The organism is Rathayibacter sp. AY1D9, from assembly GCF_002932395.1.
Taxonomy (GTDB): domain Bacteria; phylum Actinomycetota; class Actinomycetes; order Actinomycetales; family Microbacteriaceae; genus Rathayibacter.
In genome coordinates, this window is record NZ_PSVQ01000012.1 from 1 (window position 1) to 18,384 (window position 18,384).

Sequence of the window (18,384 nt, forward strand, 5' to 3'; positions counted from 1 at the left end):
CCCCGGCCGCCGCCGCGCCTGCGCCCGCTGCCGCCGCGCCCACCGCCTCCCCGGAGCCCACCGACTCCAACCCCGGCTACGTCACCCCGCTCGTGCGCAAGCTCGCCGGCGAGAACGGCATCGACCTCTCCACCCTCACGGGAACCGGAGTCGGCGGCCGCATCCGCAAGCAGGACGTCCTCGACGCGGTCGAGGCCGCCAAGTCGGCTCCGGCCGCCCCGGTCTCGGCGCCCGCCGCCGCAGCCGCCAAGGCCGCGCGCACCCCGCTCGAGACGTCGCCCCTCCGCGGCACCACGCAGCCGATGTCGCGCCTGCGCAAGGTCCTCGCGCAGCGCGCCGTCGAGTCGATGCAGACGAGCGCCCAGCTCACCTCGGTCATCGAGGTCGACGTCACGGCGGTCGCCCGCTTCCGCGACTCGGTCAAGAAGAGCTTCCAGGAGAAGACCGGCGCCAAGCTGTCCTTCCTCCCGTTCTTCGCCCTCGCGGCGGCCGAGGCGCTCAAGGCCTACCCGGTGATCAACTCGACCCTCGACGGCGAGTCGATCGTCTACCCGGACCACGAGAACATCAGCATCGCCGTCGACACCGAGCGCGGCCTGCTGACCCCGGTCCTCAAGAACGCGTCCGAGCTGAACCTCGCGCAGATCGCCTCCACCATCGGAGACCTGGCCGAGCGCACCCGCAACAACAAGCTGAAGCCCGACGAGCTCGCCGGCGGCACCTTCACGCTGACCAACACCGGTTCGCGCGGGGCCCTGTTCGACACTCCCGTCGTGTTCCTGCCGCAGACCGCGATCCTCGGCACCGGCATCGTCACCAAGAAGCCGGCCGTCGTGCAGGTGGACGGTACTGACGCCATCGCGATCCGCTCGACCGTCTTCCTCGCGCTCTCGTACGACCACCGCACGGTCGACGGAGCCGACGCGGCGCGCTTCCTGGTCGCGATCAAGGAGCGCCTCGAGGAGGGCTCGTTCGAGAACGACCTCGGCATCTGACACGCTCCCCCTGAGCGCGCCTCTCACGAGGCCGCTCCGGTGTAGACGTCGCGGATGAGCCAGCCGGCCTCCGTCCTGATGATCAGGACGGAGGCCGCTGTCGTCCCCGGGGCCGTCCGGAGGTGCACGACCGCCGATGCCCCGTTCACGTCGACGAGGACGGCCGACGCCTCCCCCGTCGCCGGGACAGCGGAGGCGGGGCCGTCCGCTGCGTCGCCGAGCGGCGAGTCCGCCGTGACCAGACCGCGGGCGCACTCCCGGTCCCCGCACGCGCGCACCGCGTCGATCAGCACCTCCGCCGCCTGCTCGGCGTCGAGTGAGGTCGCCGCGACCGGAGCCGGCGGTGCCGCGGTCGCCACCGCCGGCGGAGCCGACCGAGCCGGAACGGGCGCGGCTGCGGTCGACGCCTCCGCATCCTGCACCTGCCGATCGGGCCCGCCCGCGAGCGAACCGGCGAGCACCGCTCCCAGCACGATCGCCGTCCCGACGGAGAGCGGTCCCCGACGCCGGACGACGAACGCCCGGAGGCGGTCCTGCCAGCCGTCGAGCGGATGGACCCGCCTGTGCCGGGCAGCCGGAGCGGGCACCGCCTCCCGACCCCGGGCATCCGCGCCGGACGTCGGCAGCGCCCGCACCGCCTCGCCTATCCCCTGCGGATCAGCGAGTCCGTAGAGGTTGCCCTCCAGCGCCAGCAGGTCGCGGTGCCGCGCGAGGGCGGCGACCGGCAGCTCCGGGCAGAGCATTCCGAGGCGCTCCAGGACCCGCTGCAGCGCGTCGCGCGCCGCACGCGGGGTGTCGACGGCGGGCGTCGTCAGCAGCAGCAGCGGCCGACCCTCCTCCGTCAGGCCGATGTCGTCCGTCGTCGGAGCCAGCCATGCTCCCTCGAGCGCGGCCGATCGGACCGCGCCCACCACGGGGGCGAGGAGGGTGACCGCGGCGCCGAGTGCGATCCCCCGCTCGACCCGCAGGAACCTCTCGAGTGTGGCGACGACGGGAGGGGCGGTCGAGACGATGCGCCTCCTCGGAGACGACTCCACCCGGACGATGCGCTCGCGGTGGCGGTGCTCGGCGAGCCGAGCCACCGCCGACACCTGTAGCGCCTCGGCCTCCCGCGGCCGCATCGTCCGCTCGGCCGGCGGTGCGGCATTCGGCGCAGGCGTCCGCCGCCTCCCCGTCCGCACTCCGCCGATCCTCCGGCCCTGGACCGTCCCGCTGCTCGTCATGAGGCGAGCCTGACCGCAGGTCGGGGCGGAGGACGCCCGTCGATCCCGATCGGTGGACGGATCGGCGCACGTGCCCTCTGTGGAGGAGTCGGATCCGCGTCCGGGGTCCGCCGCCGCGCTCCCGCTCGGTATCCTTGACGTCATGGCACGCAGCACGGAACCGTCGACGAAGGCGGTCAAGGAACCCGGACGTCTCAAGCAGATGTGGCAGGTGTTCCAGATGACCCGCCGCTACGACAGCAGCGCCGTCTGGATCATCCTCCTCGCGCTCCTGCTCCCGATCCTGCTCGGCGTGCTCCTCGGCATCCTGCTCGGCAACGGCAACGGCTTCGTGATCGCGCTGTGGATCATCGTGGGCGTGATGGCCGGCCTGGTCGCCGGACTCGCCGTGCTCTCGCGCCGCGCCGAGCGCGCCGCCTACGGGCAGATCGCCGGGCAGCCCGGCGCGGTCGGCGCCGTCCTGCGAAGCGGACTGCGCGGCACCTGGACTGGCGGGGAGATGCCCGTCGCCGTCAACGGCAAGACCCAGGACGCCGTCTACCGCGCCGTCGGCCGCGGAGGCGTCGTGCTGATCGCGGAGGGCCCCGCCTCCCGGACCAAGCGCATGCTCGAGGACGAGCGGCGCAAGGTGTCGCGGATCCTGCCGAACGTCCCCGTCACCTTCGTGCACGTCGGCTCCGACGCCGATGCGACTCCGCTGCACAAGGTGCCGAGCCGCCTCTCGAAGACGAAGAAGGTCCTCACCAAGGCCGAGGTCCTCGCGGTGAAGAACCGGCTCTCCTCGCTCAACACGTCGCTGCCCATCCCGAAGGGCGTCGACCCCTTCAAGGTGCGCCCTCAGCGATCGCGCTGACGCACGACGCGACAGGCCGGTCGGGATCTCTCCCGGCCGGCCTGCTTCGTCTGCGGCACGTCAGTAGCGGACGAGAACCGTCCCGGCCACCTTGTCATGGAAGCCGCGCTGGTCCGAGTCCCAGACGAGCGCCGGCACCAGCACGGCCAGCAGCACAGAGCGCACGATCGGGCGCCACACGCCGACCCAGCCCCCGCCGAGACGGATGACGCGCATCCCGAGCAGGCGGTGCCCGATGCTGCCGCCGATGGTGGGGATGAAGACGACCTGCAGCAGGACGAACAGCAGCAGGCTCGCCCAGCGGTCGTAGTCGAAGAACGCGAGCGACAGCAGAGCGGCGACGGCGAAGTCGACGGCCAGGGCGGCGATGCGGCGGCCGGACCGTCCGACCGAGAGGCGGCCCTCTCGGGGGAGGCCGAGACGCTCCCCCGGGTACGAGCTCGGGGCGGCGTCGGCGAAGGTCCTGCGGTCGGCGGCTGGCATCCTCCGATCCTATCCGCGGCGTCTCGGAGCGGACCGAGGAGCGGGTGGTCCGGCAGACGACGTGGAGCCCGACCCCGGACCGGCCCCGTAACATGTCGGAAACAACAGGGACACGGTGGGGAAACCCCCCGTCACTACCCTGGAACGGCTGCGCTCTGCAGCACCCCGTCACGCCATTGGAGACCTTTGCATGTTTAAAGATTCTTCCGAGGTGCTCTCGTTCATCAAGGACACGGACGTCAAGTTCCTCGACATCCGGTTCACCGATCTCCCCGGTGTCCAGCAGCACTTCAACATCCCCGCCTCGACTGTCGATGAGGAGTTCTTCTCCGTCGGTCAGCTCTTCGACGGGTCCTCGATCCGCGGATTCGCGAACATCCACGAATCGGACATGCAGCTGATCCCTGACGTGACCACCGCCTACGTGGACCCGTTCCGCGTCGAGCGCACGCTGATCCTCGTCTTCGACATCTACAACCCGCGCAACGGCGAGATCTACTCCAAGGACCCGCGTCAGGTCGCGAAGAAGGCCGAGAAGTACCTCGCGTCGACCGGCATCGCCGACACCGCGTTCTTCGCTCCCGAGGCGGAGTTCTACATCTTCGACGACGTCCGCTACGAGATCACGCAGAACTCCGCGTTCCACTCCGTCGACTCGGTCGAGGGCGCCTGGAACTCGGGACGCGTCGAGGAGGGCGGCAACCTCGGCAACAAGACGCCCTACAAGGGCGGCTACTTCCCGGTGAGCCCCGTCGACAAGCAGGCCGACCTCCGCGACGACATCTGCCTCAAGCTGATCGACGCCGGCCTCATCCTCGAGCGCTCGCACCACGAGGTGGGTACCGGCGGCCAGGCCGAGATCAACTACCGCTTCGACACGATGGTCCACGCGGCGGACGACATCCTGAAGTTCAAGTACATCGTCAAGAACACGGCCGAGCAGTGGGGCAAGACCGCCACGTTCATGCCGAAGCCGCTCTTCGGCGACAACGGCTCGGGCATGCACACCCACCAGTCGCTGTGGAACGACGGCACGCCGCTCTTCTACGACGAGAACGGCTACGGCGGTCTCTCGGACCTCGCGCGCTGGTACATCGGCGGCCTGCTCAAGCACGCCCCCGCCGTCCTCGCGTTCACGAACCCGACGGTCAACTCGTACCACCGCCTGATCCCGGGCTTCGAGGCGCCGGTCAACCTGGTCTACTCGGCCGGCAACCGCTCCGCGTCCATCCGCATCCCGATCACGGGCACGAACCCGAAGGCCAAGCGCATCGAGTTCCGTGCGCCCGACGCCTCCGGCAACCCGTACCTCGCGTTCGCCGCCCAGCTGATGGCGGGCCTCGACGGCATCAAGAACCGCATCGAGCCGCACGAGCCGGTCGACAAGGACCTCTACGAGCTGCCTCCCGAGGAGGCGAAGCTCATCCCGCAGGTCCCCGCGACCCTGGGCGAGGCGCTCGACGCCCTCGAAGCCGACCACGACTTCCTCCTCCAGGGCGGCGTGTTCACTCAGGAGCTCATCGACACCTGGATCGAGTACAAGCGCGAGAAGGAGATCAAGCCCCTCGCGCAGCGTCCTCACCCGTTCGAGTTCGAGCTGTACTACGGGGTCTGATCCCGCAGCACTGCCGAAGGGCCGTTCCTCCTCGGAGGGGCGGCCCTTCGCCGTCCCCGGCGCGCGGGCGTCAGCGGTAGGAGGAAGCGTCTCCCGCGGCCGGCCCGTAGAACAGGCGCTCGAAGACCGCGCGGGAGCGGCGGGTCACGCCGAGGTAGTCGTCCTCGAGCGCCGTCGCGGACCCGGCCGGGTACTCCAGCAGGCGCGCGACGCCCTCGAGCTGCCGGCGGTCGGTCGGGAGGACGTCGCTGGTGCGGTTGCCCCAGAGCGTGGTGCCCGAGCGGACACGGGACGCGAGGATCCACGCGGCGCGCAGCCGATCCGCGTCCTGCGGGCCGATCATGCCCTCCTCCTCCGCGACCGCGAGGGCGGTGAGGGTCGAGGTCGTCCGGAGCGCCGGGGTCCGCCGCGCGTGCTGCAGCTGGAGGAGCTGCACCAGCCACTCGACGTCGCTCAGCGATCCGCGGCCGAGCTTGAGGTGACGGCGCGGGTCGGCGCCCTGCGGCAGACGCTCGCTCTCGACCCGTGCCTTGATCCGCTTCACCTCGCGGATGTCACGGTCGGAGACCGCTCCCGGGTAGCGGACCCCGTCGGCCAGCTCCTCGAAGTCCTCGATGAGCGCCTGGTCCCCCGCTACTCCCCGCGCCCGGAGCAGCGCCTGCGCCTCCCACGTCAGCGACCAGCGGGCGTAGTAGGCGCGGTAGGAGTCGAGGGAGCGCACGAGCGGCCCGTTCTTGCCCTCGGGCCGCAGGTCGGCGTCGAGGTCGAGTGGCAGGCGGGAGTCCTCCGTGAGCCGGACCAGCTCGGCGACGACGAACTGCGAGTAGAGCTGGGCCTGGTGCGGCTCGGCGGTGCCGGGTCGCTGGACGTACATCACGTCGGCGTCGGAGCCGAACCCCAGCTCCGCCCCTCCGTACCGGCCCATGCCGATGATCGCGAACTCCGCGTCGGCGCCGGGCCGGGTCGCACTGCCGCGCCGGATGGCGGCGAGCACGCCGCCCAGCAGTGCGCTGATGATGTCGGTGAGGCTGGTCGCGATCTCCTCGATCGAGCTGAGGCCGAGCACGCCACCCATGGCGGTCCGCAGCACCTCGCGCCGGCGCATCGAGCGGAGGACCGAGGCGACCGCGTCGGGCGTCTCGTGCCGGGCGAGCACGGCGCGCACCTCCTCGGCGAGCTGGGCGGCGCTGCGGGGGCGGAGGGCGTCGTCGTCCTCGAGCCAGGCCGCCGACTCCGGGATGCGGTCGAGCAGCTCGCCGACGAAGCGCGATCCGGAGAGCACCGTGGTGAGCCGCTTGGCGGCTCCGGACGAGTCGCGCAGCATCCGGAGGAACCAGGGCGTCCCGCCCAGTGCGTCGCTGAGGCGCCGGAACGCGAGCAGGCCGTAGTCGGGGTCCGGTCCGTCGGCGAACCACTGCAGCATCACCGGCACGAGGTGGCGCTGGATGCTCGCGCGGCGCGAGACGCCCGAGGTCATCGCGGCGATGTGACCGAGCGCCCCGCGGGCGTCTGCGAAGCCGATGGCGGCGAGGCGCGCCTCCGCCTGGCCGGTGGACAGCTCGGCACCGCCGTCGGAGAGCGCGGCGACCGCGGAGAGCAGCGGACGGTAGAACAGGCGCTCGTGCAGGCCCCGGACGCGGTGCTTGATCCCGTTCCAGACGCTCAGCAGCTCCTCCGCCGTGCGGGCGAGCCCGCTGGAGCGGGCGAGGGTCCGCAGCTCGTGCTCGTCCCGCGGCATCAGGTGCGTACGCCGAAGGCGCCGCAGCTGGAGGCGGTGCTCGAGCAGCCGGAGTGCCCGGTAGTCCTGCGCGAACTCCTCGGCGGCGGAGCGGCCGATGTACCCGCGGTCGGCGAGGGCGCCCAGGGCGAGGAGAGTCCCGGGCATGCGGATCTCGTCGTCGGTCTGCCCGTGGACGAGCTGAAGCAGCTGCACCGTGAACTCGATGTCGCGCAGGCCGCCGGGCCCGAGCTTGATCTGGTAGTGGACGTCGTTCTGCGGGATGTTCTCGGTGACCCGCTCCCGCATCCGCTGCACCGACTCGACGAAGTTCTCGCGGGAGGCGCTCGACCAGACCTTGGGCGCGACCGCGTCGACGTACGCCCGCCCCAGCTCCTGGTCGCCGGCGAGCGGACGCGCCTTGAGCAGCGCCTGGAACTCCCAGCTCTTCGCCCACCGGTCGTAGTAGGTGATGTGCGACTCGAGGGTGCGCACGAGCGCGCCCTGCTTGCCCTCCGGGCGCAGGTTCGGGTCGACCTCCCAGAGCTCCGGCTCCATCGCCAGCGCAGAGGTCCCGCGCATGAGGAGCACGGCGAGCCGGGTGGCGACGTCGATCGCACGGGCGTTCGTCAGCTCCTTCTCCGGGTCGCCCTCGGCGACGAAGATCACGTCGACGTCGCTGACGTAGTTGAGCTCGGACGCTCCCGCCTTGCCCATGCCGATGACGGCGAAGCGGGTGGCGGCGACCTCGTCCCGGCCGAAGCGGCCTGGGCCCGTGCCCTCGACCAGCTCGGTCCGCGCCACGGCGAGGGACGCCTCCAGCGCGGCTCCGGCGAGGTCGGCCAGCGCCCTCGTCACCCGGTCGATCGCCGCGACGGGGTCGGCTTGGCTCAGATCGTGGACGACGATCCTGGTGAGGAGGCGGCGGTACCGGACGCGCAGCGCCGTCCAGCCCGCCTCCTCCCGGAGCGACGAGAAGCCGTCGACGGCGCCGACCGACTCGAGCAGCTCGGCCTTCATCTCGGCGCGCCCGGGGAGCGTGCGCACCGGCTCGAGCACGCTGGCCAGCTCGTCGGGCCGGCGCTGGAGGAAGTCGGCGAGGCCGGAGGAGGCCCCCACCACCAGAAGCAGCCGGGTCAGTGCCTCGTCGTCGGCGAGGACCGCGTCCATGCGGTCGCGGTGCCGCCGCAGCAGGTCGATCAGAGCGAGCAGCGCCTCGTCCGGGTCCGCCACCCGGGCGAAGGAGGGCAGCACCGACTCGAGCTGCCGCCCGGCGAGCTCCTCCGCCTCGGCCAGCCGCGCCCCGGTCTCGCCGAGCGCGGCGAAGCCGAGGCGTGCGACATCGCGGAGGGAGCGTTCACGGGGCATGGCCGAGGCGTCAGAGCATCTCGAGATTGCTGCGCAGCTCGTACGGCGTGACCTGGGCGCGATACTCGGCCCAATCCTTCCGCTTGTTGAGCAGCACGAAGTTGAACACCTGCTCGCCCAGCGTCTCGGCCACGAGCTCGGACTCCTCCATCAGCGAGATGGCGCGGTCGAGGCTGGCGGGCAGAGCGCCGTAGCCGAGCGCCCGGCGCTCCGCGTCCGAGAGGGCCCACACGTTGTCCTCGGCCTCGGCCGGGAGCTCGTAGCCCTCCTCGATGCCCTTGAGCCCGGCCGCCAGGAGCAGCGAGTACGCCAGGTAGGGGTTCGCCGCGGAGTCCAGCGCCCGGTACTCGATGCGCGACGACTGCCCCTTGTTGGGCTTGTAGAGCGGAACGCGCACGAGGGCGGACCGGTTGTTGTGGCCCCACGAGACGTAGCTGGGCGCCTCGTCGCCGCCCCAGAGCCGCTTGTAGGAGTTGACGAACTGGTTCGTCACGGCGGTGATCTCGGGGGCGTGCTTGAGCAGGCCCGCGATGAACTGACGGCCGAGCTTCGAGAGCTGGTACTGGGCGCCCTGCTCGTAGAACACGTTCACGTCGCCCTCGAAGAGCGAGAGATGCGTGTGCATGCCCGAGCCGGGGTGCCCGGAGAGCGGCTTCGGCATGAACGTCGCGTAGACGCCCTGCTCGATCGCCACCTCCTTGATCACGGTGCGGAAGGTCATGATGTTGTCGGCCGTGGTGAGCGCGTCCGCGTAGCGGAGGTCGATCTCGTTCTGGCCGGGGCCCGCCTCGTGGTGGCTGAACTCGACCGAGATGCCCAGATCCTCCAGCATGCGCACGGAGCGGCGGCGGAAGTCGTGCGCCGTGCCTCCGGGGACGTTGTCGAAGTACCCGGCGGAGTCGACCGGCTCCGGACCCTCGGCGCCGAAGGACGACGACTTGAGGAGGTAGAACTCGATCTCGGGGTGCGTGTAGAAGGTGAACCCGCGCTCGGCCGCCTTCGCCAGCGTGCGCTTGAGCACGTTGCGCGGGTCGGCGACGGCGGGCTGGCCGTCGGGCGTCGTGATGTCGCAGAACATCCGCGCCGTCGGGTCGATCTCTCCGCGCCACGGGAGGATCTGGAAGGTCGACGGGTCCGGATGCGCGAGGACGTCGGCCTCGAAGGAGCGGGTGAGGCCCTCGATGGCGGAGCCGTCGAAGCCGAGCCCCTCCGCGAACGCGCCCTCCACCTCGGCCGGCGCGATCGCGACCGACTTCAGCGTGCCGACGACGTCGGTGAACCAGAGGCGAACGAATTTGATCCCTCGCTCTTCAATGGTGCGAAGAACGAAGTCCCGTTGCTTGTCCATCCAGACCCCTCCTGTTTCGACCCTCAGGCTACTGCCTCCGACCGGGGCCCGCGGGGCGCCCGAGGCGCGCCGTAGACTGGCGCCCATGTCAGCGCAGCCCGTGAAACGCGTTCGAACCCGCCACTTCCAGAACGCGAAGGACTCCGGTGTCCGCATCACCGGGCTGACCAGCTACGACCAGCTGACGGCGAAGATCTTCGACGACGCCGGGATCGACTTCCTCCTCGTGGGCGACTCCGCCGGCAACACGGTGCTCGGCTACGACACCACTCTGCCCGTCACCGTCGACGAGCTCATCCCGCTGGCACGTGCCGTCGCCGGAGCCGTCGAGCGCGCCTTCGTCGTCGCCGACATGCCCTTCGGCTCCTACGAGTCGGGTGCCGACGACGCGCTGCACACGGCGTTCCGCTTCATGAAGGAGACGCACGCGCACGCGGTGAAGCTCGAGGGCGGAGTCCGCTCCGCCGAGCAGATCCGGCGCATCGTCGAGGCGGGCATCCCCGTGATGGCGCACATCGGCTTCACGCCGCAGAGCGAGCACGGGCTCGGCGGCCACATGGTGCAGGGGCGCGGCGAGGGCATCGAGCAGCTGCTCGCCGACGCGCGCGCCGTCCAGGAGGCCGGGGCGTTCGCCGTCGTCCTCGAGATGGTGCCCGCCGACGCGGCACGTCAGGTGACGGAGGAGCTGCGCATCCCCACGATCGGAGTCGGAGCGGGACCGCACGTCGACGGACAGCTGCTCGTGTGGACGGACTTCGCCGGATTGACCACCGGCCGCATCCCCCGCTTCGTGAAGCAGTACGCGGATCTGCGCGGCGTGCTCACCGGAGCGGTCACCGCGTTCCGGGACGACGTGGAGTCCGGCGCCTACCCCGGCGCCGAGCACAGCTACGAGTAACCGCCGTCAGCGGTCCTCGGCGGCGTCCTCCTCGGCCCACTTGCGGCTGTTCTCGTGCAGCCGCTCGAGGGCGTGCTCCGCCTCCTCGCGAGAGGAGAAGGGTCCCACCCGGTCGACGGAGGGGGACACGAATCCCTGCTCCACCGTGCCGGCCTTGAGGTTGTACCACCAGGAGTTCGCGTCGCCGTCAGCCATGCCGCGATCCTACGCCGCAGCCCGCGTCGGTCCGCACCCCCGCCCTTCGCTAGCATGGCCGCTATGACTGCTGCGGCGACCGCCATCGGGATCGACATCGGGGGAACGGGCATCAAGGGGGCCTCGGTGGACCTGGCCGCGGGCACCCTGCTCAGCGACCGGATGAAGCTCGCCACTCCCCCGGGCGGCACGCCGAAGGACATCGTCGCCACCGTCCAGCAGATCCTCGAGAAGATCCCGGACCTGCCCTCGGACACCCCGGTCGGCATCTGCTTCCCCGCCGTCGTCGTCCACGGACGGACGATGTCGGCGGCGAACGTGTCGGACGAGTGGATCGGCCTCGAGGCCGAGAAGCTGTTCGAGGACGCGATCGGCCGGAACATCTTCTTCGTCAACGACGCCGACGCGGCGGGCTACGCCGAGTCGCGCTTCGGAGCGGCGAAGGACAAGGAGGGCCTGGTCATCATGACCACCCTCGGCACCGGCATCGGGACGGCGCAGATCCACGACGGGATCCTCATCCCCAACGCCGAGCTCGGCCACCTCGAGATCCACGGCGGCGACTACGAGAAGAAGGCCTCGTTCGCCGCCAAGGAGCGCGACGACCTCGACTACAAGCACTGGGCGAAGCGCCTGCAGCGCTACTACTCCCACCTCGAGGCGCTGCTCTGGCCCGATCTCTTCATCGTCGGCGGCGGCATCTCCAAGCACCACGACGAGTTCCTCCCGCTGCTCGACCTGCGCACCCCGATCATCCCGGCGGCGCTCCGCAACAACGCCGGCATCCTCGGCGCGGCCGCGCTCGCAGGGCGGGGCTGAGTCTTTTTCCTCGGCGGTCCCCGCCCGCCGAGGCGCGGTCGGCCTCGGGAGGTGACGCGTTCCGGGGAGCGGGGTGCGGACGGCTACGGCGAAACGCTGGCACGCGTTTCGCCGGTTCGCCTGGTGCGTGGCGCCATGGCGCACGGACATGATCGGACCTTCGGGGTCCAGCGGTCGCGGTGAGCCACGACGGGGCGGGGGCACCCGGTCCTCGGCGGCGATCCGCAGCGGCGTCTCAGGACCGTCCTCCGGGATCGGCGCCTGCCGGACGTCGTGCTGCACCGCGTCGTCCGCAGGAGGCAGCGCGAGAGATGGACCGCGTCAGTCCTGACGAGTAGCCGCGCAAGGGTGTGTCGAGACCCGGGAACCGCCACGGCAGGCCGTCGCGCTGCCTGCGGGCGGGAGCGCGAGCTCGGCGACCGGCGGAGACGCGAGATGCCCCGCCGGGGCGGGGCATCTCGTGGCGAAGGGGTCGGCTGATACGCCGGGTTCTGTTCACGCCGCGCCTCTCGGCGGGCGCTGGACGGCCATCTCTCTCGGAGCCACGTCGCCGTGACCCTCCAGCGGTCTACCCGAGGACCCGACGAGCAGCCGCATCGTCCTCTGTCTGACCTTGCTCCGGGCGAGGTTTACCGAGCGGACCGGATCACTCCGGCCCCTGGTGGTCTCTTACACCACCGTTTCACCCTTACCGCCGGCCGGAGCCGACGGCGGTCTGTTCTCTGTGGCACTGTCTCGCGGGTCGCCCCGGGTGGGTGTTGCCCACCGCCCTGCTCTGCGGAGCCCGGACGTTCCTCGGCACCACGGCTCTCGCCGCGATGACGCGACCGTCTTGCCGGCCCGTTCGCCCGTCCAGTGTACGGCTCAGGCGAGGGTGGACTCCTCGCCGCGCACCAGGATGCAGCCGCTGTCGGGGCAGAGGACGACCTCGTCGGGAGCGGAGGCGCGGATCCAGGAGAGGTCCGACTCGGTGAGGGCCACGCCGCTCCCCTCCGACACCTTCCCGCGGAGGAGGGCCGCGCCGACTCCGTAGCGGGCGCGCTGCTTCTCGTACAGCTCGACCAGGTCCTCCGGAAGGGTCGTCACCAGGTCCGCCCGGTCCCGGGCGAGCGCCTCCTGCTTGTCGCGGAGCTTCTGGGCCTGCGCGTCGCGCTCCTCGGCGAGGGTCCCGAGCGAGGCGACGACCTCGTCGCGCTCGGCCTGAGCCGCGGCGACCTCGGACTCGATGCCCTCGATCCGCTCCATCAGGGTCAGCTCGATGTCCTCGAGGTCTCCCCGTCGCTTCACGAGGGAGGTGATCTCGCTCTCGAGCGCGGCGATGTCCTTGGCCGCGGATGCGGTCTGCAGGCGGTCGCGATCGCGGGTGAGCCGCTTCTCGACCACGCTGACGTCGGACTCGATGCGCCCGAGCTCGGTGCGCACGTCCTCGAGGCGCCCTGTGCGCTCGGCGAGGGAGCGGCGGGTCTCGTTGTCGCGGGCCTGCATCGCCTGGATCCGCGCGATCTGCGGGAGCGTCGCGAGGGCGTGGCGCAGCTGCGCGCCCCTCGTGTCCAGACTCGCCAGAGTCAGGAGTTCGCGCTGGTGTGCGGGGCTGGCTTTCACGTGGCGGTCCTCGTTCCCGGCGCGCAGTACGGGCGCGCCGCGTCCATTCTCCCGTGCCCGCGGCGGGTCAGTGCACGATCGCGAAATCCCACGGGTCGGTGCGGGTCTCGCTCACCTCGACGGTGACCGTGGGCAGGGCCTCCCGCAGCGCGGTCGCGGCGACGTCGAGCCACAGCCACTCGCTCGCCCAGTGCGAGACGTCGATGAGGGCGGGCCCGGTGCCGTGCAGGGCCTTCTCGCGCGCCTCGGAGGCCGGGTGGTGCCGGAGGTCGGCGGTGATGAAGACGTCGCTCGTGCGGACGGCGGGAGCGTCCAGGAGCGAGTCCCCCGCTCCCCCGCAGAGCGACACGCGGCGCACGGGCGTCTCGTAGGCGCCCGCGGCCCGCACTCCCCCTGCGGTGGCCGGCAGGAGCTCGGCCACGGCTCCGGCCAGGCGTCCGAGCGTCACCTCCTCGGGCAGGTCGCCCACCCGGCCGAGCCCGACCGACGGGTCGGCGCCCGGGACGAGCGGAGTCGTGCCGGTCAGGCCGAGGCGGGTCGCGATCACGTCCGAGACGCCGTCCGCGACGATGTCGGCGTTCGTGTGGGCCGAGATCAGTGCGCAGCCGCCCCGGACGAGGTCCGCGAGCAGGCGGCCCTTGTAGCCGTCCTCGGCGATCGAGGTGACGCCGCGCAGCAGCAGCGGGTGGTGCGCGACCAGGAGCTGGTAACCGCCGTCGACGGCCTCCGCGACGGTGTCGGAGACCACGTCGACCGTGAGCAGGATCCGCTCCACCGCGGCGTCGGGGTCGCCGGTGACCAGGCCGGGCGCGTCCCAGCTCTCGGCGGCCGCCTCCGGCCAGAGACGGTCGATGACGGCGTGGACGTCGCGCAGTGAGGGCATGCGTCCAGGGTAGGGCCGCTCAGCGCGGGTGGTCGGTTTCCACGGCGCGGATCGCGGCGTCTGCGTCGGCCGCCGCGTCGAGGTCGGCTCGCAGGTGGTCGTCCGACTCCGGCAGGCGGACGGTGATGCCGCCGTACTGCTCGATCTCGAGCAGGCCCGCGACTCCGGAGGCGGCGAGCACGTGGCCGCCGATCCCGTCGGTGGTGTCGACGACGTGCGTGTGCAGGCCGGCGACGCTGATCCCCTGGAACGGCTGCGGGCCGACGATGCCCAGCAGCGTGCCCTCGACGCCGGTCAGCCGGACCTCGTGCTGGTCGTGCATCGCGTCCGCCAGGCGGCGGTAGGGCTCCGCCCGCGCGATCGGCCGGCGCAGGGTCGGCGTCTCCGTCCGCGCGCGCAGGCGGACGCCGACGAAGACGTCCGGACAGGGCACGAGCGAGCGCACCGCGGCCGGTCCGCCGAACGGCGCGATCAGGAGCCGTGGCGGCGCACGGTCGGTGGTCCGTGCTTGCCTGGGGACCATGAACGAGTACCTGCCCTGGGCCGTCGCGGCCGCCCTGCTCCTGGCCCTTCTCATCACGGTCGTCGCCGGCCGCCGACGGCGCACTGCGGCGAGAGCGGCGGCGGAGCAGGCCGCGGAGGAGGCCTCGGAGGAGCACCAGCGCACGATCGCCGAGCGCGACCGGAGCCACGAGGCGGCGCTCAAGGCACTGACGCGCGCGCGCGACGCCGAGCGCGACCTCAGTCGGAACGAGCTCGAGACGGCGCAGGAGGAGGTCGAGCAGACCCGTGACGCGCTCGCCAGGACCTGGAGCAGCGAGGCCGTCTCGCACACCCTGATCCGGGAGGCGTGCGCCTCGGCGGGGCTGTCCGGCGTCCTCGCCACGAACGTCGTCTTCGTACCGGTCGACGCGCGCACGACGCGCCGCTTCCTCGCGCAGATCGACCATCTGCTGCTCACCCGGCACGGCGCGCTCATCATCGAGGCCAAGTACTGGCAGGGGGTCGTCTTCGACGGCGTGCGACCCGGTACCGTCCACCCCTCCTACGGCGTCCTCCTCGACGAGGACGCCCTGCCCGAGGCCTTCGCGGTTCAGATCGCACCGGGGACGGTGTCGCGGTGGACGGTGCGCACGCATGTCGAGCAGCACGTCCCCGCCCGGCAGGTCCGGATCCAGGCCGCGAGGTTCAAGGAGCACCTGGCCCTGAACGGTCTGCCCACGCCGTGGTTCGAGACGGCCGTGCTCTACAGCCACCCCGACGTCAGGACGTACGCGCCCGGATGGCAGGGCACGGGAGCGGCACGGACGAGGATCCTGACGGGAGTCGACGAGCTGACGGACGCTCTGGCCGATCTCGCACGGCGCCCGGGCACCACGATCGGGGAGGACGCCTGGGGCGAGCTCTCCGGATTCCTCGCCGGATGCGGCGGCCATGTGGAGCCGGTCGGGCCGACCCGCGCGTGACCAGCAGGGGGACCCGGTGGCCGGACGGGCACGGTCATGGCTGGCCGCGCCGGCCTGAGCCGGACAGGACGGCGCCGGACAGGACGGCGCCGGACAGGACGGCGCCGGACCCTCTAACGCAGGGAACGACGAAGGTCCGCACTCCCGGAGGAGTGCGGACCTGTTCGGTGGATCCGAGGGGATTCGAACCCCTGACCCCCTGCATGCCATGCAGGTGCGCTACCAGCTGCGCCACGGACCCATGTTGTGTTCTGTCTTGCTTCGTGCTGTCTTTCGCTGTCTCCGCCCGGCGGAAGCAACTCGAATAAACTACAACACGATTCGCGTGAAGTGAAATCGAGCGCTGTCGCCGGGCGTGTTCGTCAGTTCGAGGACGTCGACGATTCGACGGCGACAGGCTGCTCGAGGGTGAACGGCACCGTCGGGCAGTCCTTCCAGAGGCGCTCGAGCGAGTAGTACATGCGGTCCTCCTCGTGGAAGACGTGCACGACGAGGTCGCCGAAGTCGAGGAGGATCCAGCGGCCCTCCGCACGGCCCTCGCGGCGCAGCAGCTTGGCGCCGGAATCGTTCAGGCGGTCCTCCACCTCGTTCGCGATCGCGACCACGTTGCGCTCGGAGCGGCCGGTGGCGAGGAGGAAGATGTCGACCAGCGGCAGCGGCCCCGAGACGTCGAGGGCGACGAGGTCCTCACCGCCCTTGGAGTCGGCGGCGGTGGCCGCGAGCTGGAGCAGGGCGCGGGCGGAATCGGTCGCAGTCATGAAGCCTTCAGTGTCGGTGGTGGAGATCAGAAGATGTTGAGCACGAAGCCGCCGATGAACAGCGCGATCGCGCCGACCAGCAGGACGGCCGCGGTGATCGCGAGGACCACCGGGACGCTCACGCCGGCGCGCTTCTGCGGCGCGATCATCGAGGTGCCGGCGGCGTGGGTGGAGACGGCGCTGGACGCCCGGACCGGCTCGGACTCGCCGACGGGCTGCTCGCGGTCGATGCGGTCGACGTAGCGGTCCACATCGGGCGAGTCGTAGAGGTTCGGGTGCTGGCCCGTGGAGCCGAGGCTGCGCGGGAGGTCGAACGAGCCGGTGACGAGGATCTCCCCCGTGTCCGTGCCGACTGTCGCGCCGGGGCCCGTGGTCGGCAGGATCAGCGCGTTGGTGGTGGTGACGGCACCGGTGGCGGCGACTCCGCTCGCGATGAGGGAGTCGAACGAGGCGTCCACCTCCTCCTTCGACTTGCTGTCGAGTTCCTCGGTGATGGCGAGGTGCTCGATCGGCGGCTCGAAGCTCCCGGTGATCTCGGTGGCCTTCTCGTCGGCGATGTCGAGGGATCCGCCCACCGACGCGAAGAGCGCGGTGTTCAGGTGCGGCTGCTCGGGCTGCTCGCCGGCCGTCGGCTGCTCGTCGTCCGCGTCCCGCTCGTTGGAGGCGTCCGCGGACGGCGTCTCGTCGTCGGAGGAGGAGCTCTCGATCTCGGCCTCGTGCACCTCGGCCGCGTCGGCGTCCGCGGTCGCATCGGTGGCGGACTCGTCCGCCTCCTCCTCGGACGCCTCGGGGGCGTCCTCGGTGACGACGTCCTCGTCGCCCTCCGGCTCCTGCTCCGCTGCGCCCTCGGGCACCGGCTCCGCATCACGGGACTCGTCGGCCGCCTCGATCACGAGGACCGCCCCGGTCGGCGGGAGCGCCGAGGCGCGCTCGAGGGCGCCCTCGACGTCGTCGGAGCGCTCGTCGTCGGACCGCTCCTCGTCGGCGGGCGGCTCCGCCTCCGGGGCGGCGGCAACCTTCTCCGCCTGCTGCTGCGCCAGCAGTGCGCGCAGCTCCCGACGGGTCAGCTGGCGGCCCGTGGCGTTCTCGGTGGCGACGATCTCCATCGAGGAGGTGCGCAGGTCGGGCTCGCTCGCGGGGCTCGGCTCGACGGGGGTGATCCGCAGGGCCTGGGTGGGGGTCAGCACCGGCATGTCGCCGGCGGTGGTGGCGGTCGCGGTGGCAGCTCGGCGGGACGTCGTCGGAACGGCGGCGGTCGTGGCCGCACCGGCCTCGCGCCTCTCGCGCTCGCGGATCTCGCGCCGGGTGAGCGGCTTCTCCTCGGGCTGAACTGTCATGACGTGCTCCGATACAGGTGGTGCTTCGAGATGTACTGGACGACACCGTCGGGAACCAGGTACCAGACCGGATGACCCCGGTTGACGCGGCTCCGACAGTCGGTCGAGGAGATCGCCAGTGCCGGAATCTCCAACAAGGATACGTCCTGGGCCGGCAATCCCGAAACGTTGAGGACGTGCCCCGGCCGGCTGACGGCGACGAAGTGGGCCAGCTCCCACAGCTCGTCGTAGTCCTTCCAGCTCAGGATCTGAGCGACCGCGTCCGCGCCGGTGATGAAGAACAGCTCGGCGTCGGGGTGCGCGGCGTGGATGTCCCGCAGGGTGTCGATCGTGTAGGTCGTGCCGATCCGGTCAACGTCGACGCGGCTGACGGTGAAGCGCGGGTTCGACGCCGTCGCGATCACCGTCATCAGGTACCGGTGCTCGGCGGAGGTCACCGTCTTCTTGTGCCACGGCTGGCCGGTGGGCACGAAGACGACCTCGTCCAGGTCGAACGACTGGGCCACCTCGGAGGCGGCGACCAGGTGACCGTGGTGGATCGGGTCGAAGGTGCCGCCCATCACGCCGATGCGCGGACGCCGCGGGCCTCCGCTCGCGGCGGACGTCACGATCGCTGGGCTCCCCGCCTAGTGTCCGTGACCGTGCTGGTCGTGCGAGCCGGCGCCGGTCTTGTGCGAGTGGCGGTTCGCCACGTCGCGGTAGCTCCAGGTGACGAAGCCGAGGGCCGTGAAGGCGACGGCGGCGATCAGGCCGAAGACGATCGGGGGGAACGGCAGCTCCGTGTGGGCCGCTGCTTCGGCGAGGACGGTCGTCGCGAGGGACAT

Annotated in this window: 18 protein-coding genes, 1 tRNA gene and 1 other RNA gene; 6 read left to right on the plus strand and 14 right to left on the minus strand. The window is 71.5% G+C overall.

What is annotated here, in order from left to right:
* On the plus strand, window positions 1-995 hold a 995-nt coding region (sucB, locus tag C5C50_RS06965), incomplete at its 5' end, for a 2-oxoglutarate dehydrogenase, E2 component, dihydrolipoamide succinyltransferase (RefSeq protein ID WP_104273168.1).
* A 23-nt stretch (window positions 996-1,018) separates the two neighbouring features.
* Here the strand turns inward: sucB and C5C50_RS06970 are convergent.
* Window positions 1,019-2,077: a hypothetical protein gene (locus C5C50_RS06970; protein WP_146085680.1), complete on the minus strand. Its 1,059-nt coding sequence runs from the start codon at window positions 2,075-2,077 to the stop codon at window positions 1,019-1,021.
* A 283-nt stretch (window positions 2,078-2,360) separates the two neighbouring features.
* On the opposite strand from C5C50_RS06970, the gene C5C50_RS06975 reads away from it, so the two are divergent.
* Entirely contained in the window at window positions 2,361-3,071 is a 711-nt protein-coding gene (locus C5C50_RS06975; protein WP_104223728.1) for a DUF4191 domain-containing protein, read from the plus strand.
* A 60-nt stretch (window positions 3,072-3,131) separates the two neighbouring features.
* Here the strand turns inward: C5C50_RS06975 and C5C50_RS06980 are convergent, their stop codons facing one another.
* Entirely contained in the window at window positions 3,132-3,554 is a 423-nt protein-coding gene (locus C5C50_RS06980; RefSeq protein ID WP_104223667.1) for an RDD family protein, read from the minus strand.
* A 190-nt stretch (window positions 3,555-3,744) separates the two neighbouring features.
* Between C5C50_RS06980 and glnA the strand changes: the two genes are divergently transcribed.
* Window positions 3,745-5,169 (plus strand): type I glutamate--ammonia ligase, encoded by a 1,425-nt coding sequence (glnA, locus tag C5C50_RS06985; protein WP_104223668.1) that lies wholly within the window; start codon window positions 3,745-3,747, stop codon window positions 5,167-5,169.
* Between the two features lie 70 nt (window positions 5,170-5,239).
* Here glnA and C5C50_RS06990 read toward each other — a convergent pair whose 3' ends face one another.
* Window positions 5,240-8,254 (minus strand): bifunctional [glutamine synthetase] adenylyltransferase/[glutamine synthetase]-adenylyl-L-tyrosine phosphorylase, encoded by a 3,015-nt coding sequence (locus C5C50_RS06990; protein WP_104273170.1) that lies wholly within the window; start codon window positions 8,252-8,254, stop codon window positions 5,240-5,242.
* 10 nt (window positions 8,255-8,264) lie between these two features.
* On the minus strand, window positions 8,265-9,602 hold the full coding sequence (locus C5C50_RS06995; protein WP_068253236.1) for a glutamine synthetase family protein: 1,338 nt from the start codon (window positions 9,600-9,602) through the stop codon (window positions 8,265-8,267).
* Between the two features lie 85 nt (window positions 9,603-9,687).
* Between C5C50_RS06995 and panB the strand changes: the two genes are divergently transcribed.
* Complete coding sequence (gene panB / locus C5C50_RS07000) at window positions 9,688-10,500, plus strand: 3-methyl-2-oxobutanoate hydroxymethyltransferase (protein WP_104273171.1); 813 nt, start codon at window positions 9,688-9,690, stop codon at window positions 10,498-10,500.
* A gap of 6 nt (window positions 10,501-10,506) precedes the next feature.
* On the opposite strand, the gene C5C50_RS07005 is transcribed toward panB, so the two are convergent.
* Window positions 10,507-10,695, minus strand: a complete 189-nt coding sequence (locus C5C50_RS07005; protein WP_104223671.1) for an SPOR domain-containing protein — start codon at window positions 10,693-10,695, stop codon at window positions 10,507-10,509.
* Between the two features lie 63 nt (window positions 10,696-10,758).
* On the opposite strand from C5C50_RS07005, the gene ppgK reads away from it, so the two are divergent.
* Window positions 10,759-11,514: a polyphosphate--glucose phosphotransferase gene (ppgK, locus tag C5C50_RS07010; RefSeq protein ID WP_104239180.1), complete on the plus strand. Its 756-nt coding sequence runs from the start codon at window positions 10,759-10,761 to the stop codon at window positions 11,512-11,514.
* Between the two features lie 464 nt (window positions 11,515-11,978).
* Here ppgK and rnpB read toward each other — a convergent pair.
* The 4 genes from rnpB to C5C50_RS16910 all read right to left on the minus strand — a co-directional run bounded on the left by rnpB (window position 11,979) and on the right by C5C50_RS16910 (window position 14,522).
* Window positions 11,979-12,357: RNase P RNA component class A (gene rnpB / locus C5C50_RS07015), an RNA gene on the minus strand.
* 21 nt (window positions 12,358-12,378) lie between these two features.
* Window positions 12,379-13,116, minus strand: a complete 738-nt coding sequence (locus tag C5C50_RS07020) for a zinc ribbon domain-containing protein (protein ID WP_104273172.1) — start codon at window positions 13,114-13,116, stop codon at window positions 12,379-12,381.
* A gap of 67 nt (window positions 13,117-13,183) precedes the next feature.
* On the minus strand, window positions 13,184-13,999 hold the full coding sequence (locus C5C50_RS07025) for a Nif3-like dinuclear metal center hexameric protein (protein WP_104247263.1): 816 nt from the start codon (window positions 13,997-13,999) through the stop codon (window positions 13,184-13,186).
* A gap of 19 nt (window positions 14,000-14,018) precedes the next feature.
* A complete protein-coding gene (locus C5C50_RS16910; protein ID WP_181027152.1) occupies window positions 14,019-14,522 on the minus strand; it encodes an acetolactate decarboxylase in 504 nt (167 codons plus the stop codon).
* Between C5C50_RS16910 and C5C50_RS07035 the strand changes: the two genes are divergently transcribed.
* The gene (locus C5C50_RS07035) at window positions 14,521-15,465 is read left to right on the plus strand and encodes a nuclease-related domain-containing protein (RefSeq protein ID WP_104247264.1); all 945 of its coding nucleotides are present in this window, start codon (window positions 14,521-14,523) and stop codon (window positions 15,463-15,465) included. The two genes, C5C50_RS16910 and C5C50_RS07035, sit on opposite strands and share 2 nt — an antisense overlap.
* Window positions 15,466-15,633: 168 nt before the next feature.
* Here the strand turns inward: C5C50_RS07035 and C5C50_RS07040 are convergent.
* The 5 genes from C5C50_RS07040 to C5C50_RS07060 all read right to left on the minus strand — a co-directional run bounded on the left by C5C50_RS07040 (window position 15,634) and on the right by C5C50_RS07060 (window position 18,384).
* Window positions 15,634-15,706, minus strand: a tRNA-Ala gene (locus tag C5C50_RS07040).
* A gap of 121 nt (window positions 15,707-15,827) precedes the next feature.
* A complete protein-coding gene (gene rsfS, locus C5C50_RS07045; RefSeq protein ID WP_104247265.1) occupies window positions 15,828-16,223 on the minus strand; it encodes a ribosome silencing factor in 396 nt (131 codons plus the stop codon).
* A gap of 26 nt (window positions 16,224-16,249) precedes the next feature.
* Window positions 16,250-17,560, minus strand: coding sequence for a hypothetical protein (locus tag C5C50_RS07050; protein WP_104273173.1), 1,311 nt, complete (start codon window positions 17,558-17,560; stop codon window positions 16,250-16,252).
* Complete coding sequence (gene nadD, locus C5C50_RS07055; RefSeq protein ID WP_104223678.1) at window positions 17,557-18,168, minus strand: nicotinate-nucleotide adenylyltransferase; 612 nt, start codon at window positions 18,166-18,168, stop codon at window positions 17,557-17,559. Before nadD ends, C5C50_RS07050 begins: the two co-directional genes overlap by 4 nt.
* Window positions 18,169-18,186: 18 nt before the next feature.
* A complete protein-coding gene (locus tag C5C50_RS07060) occupies window positions 18,187-18,384 on the minus strand; it encodes a hypothetical protein (RefSeq protein WP_104223679.1) in 198 nt (65 codons plus the stop codon).

What these genes read in the sequence shown, in the direction of transcription:
- C5C50_RS06995 (WP_068253236.1), bottom strand. Translation starts at nt 9,602, where the DNA reads ATGGACAAGCAACGGGACTTCGTTCTTCGCACCATTGAAGAGCGAGGG.
- C5C50_RS16910 (WP_181027152.1), bottom strand. Translation starts at nt 14,522, where the DNA reads ATGGTCCCCAGGCAAGCACGGACCACCGACCGTGCGCCGCCACGGCTC.
- C5C50_RS06980 (WP_104223667.1), bottom strand. Translation starts at nt 3,554, where the DNA reads ATGCCAGCCGCCGACCGCAGGACCTTCGCCGACGCCGCCCCGAGCTCG.
- C5C50_RS07050 (WP_104273173.1), bottom strand. Translation starts at nt 17,560, where the DNA reads ATGACAGTTCAGCCCGAGGAGAAGCCGCTCACCCGGCGCGAGATCCGC.
- panB (WP_104273171.1), top strand. Translation starts at nt 9,688, where the DNA reads ATGTCAGCGCAGCCCGTGAAACGCGTTCGAACCCGCCACTTCCAGAAC.
- C5C50_RS06975 (WP_104223728.1), top strand. Translation starts at nt 2,361, where the DNA reads ATGGCACGCAGCACGGAACCGTCGACGAAGGCGGTCAAGGAACCCGGA.
- C5C50_RS07035 (WP_104247264.1), top strand. Translation starts at nt 14,521, where the DNA reads ATGAACGAGTACCTGCCCTGGGCCGTCGCGGCCGCCCTGCTCCTGGCC.
- C5C50_RS06990 (WP_104273170.1), bottom strand. Translation starts at nt 8,254, where the DNA reads ATGCCCCGTGAACGCTCCCTCCGCGATGTCGCACGCCTCGGCTTCGCC.
- C5C50_RS07005 (WP_104223671.1), bottom strand. Translation starts at nt 10,695, where the DNA reads ATGGCTGACGGCGACGCGAACTCCTGGTGGTACAACCTCAAGGCCGGC.
- glnA (WP_104223668.1), top strand. Translation starts at nt 3,745, where the DNA reads ATGTTTAAAGATTCTTCCGAGGTGCTCTCGTTCATCAAGGACACGGAC.
- ppgK (WP_104239180.1), top strand. Translation starts at nt 10,759, where the DNA reads ATGACTGCTGCGGCGACCGCCATCGGGATCGACATCGGGGGAACGGGC.
- C5C50_RS07060 (WP_104223679.1), bottom strand. Translation starts at nt 18,384, where the DNA reads ATGTCCCTCGCGACGACCGTCCTCGCCGAAGCAGCGGCCCACACGGAG.
- rsfS (WP_104247265.1), bottom strand. Translation starts at nt 16,223, where the DNA reads ATGACTGCGACCGATTCCGCCCGCGCCCTGCTCCAGCTCGCGGCCACC.
- C5C50_RS07025 (WP_104247263.1), bottom strand. Translation starts at nt 13,999, where the DNA reads ATGCCCTCACTGCGCGACGTCCACGCCGTCATCGACCGTCTCTGGCCG.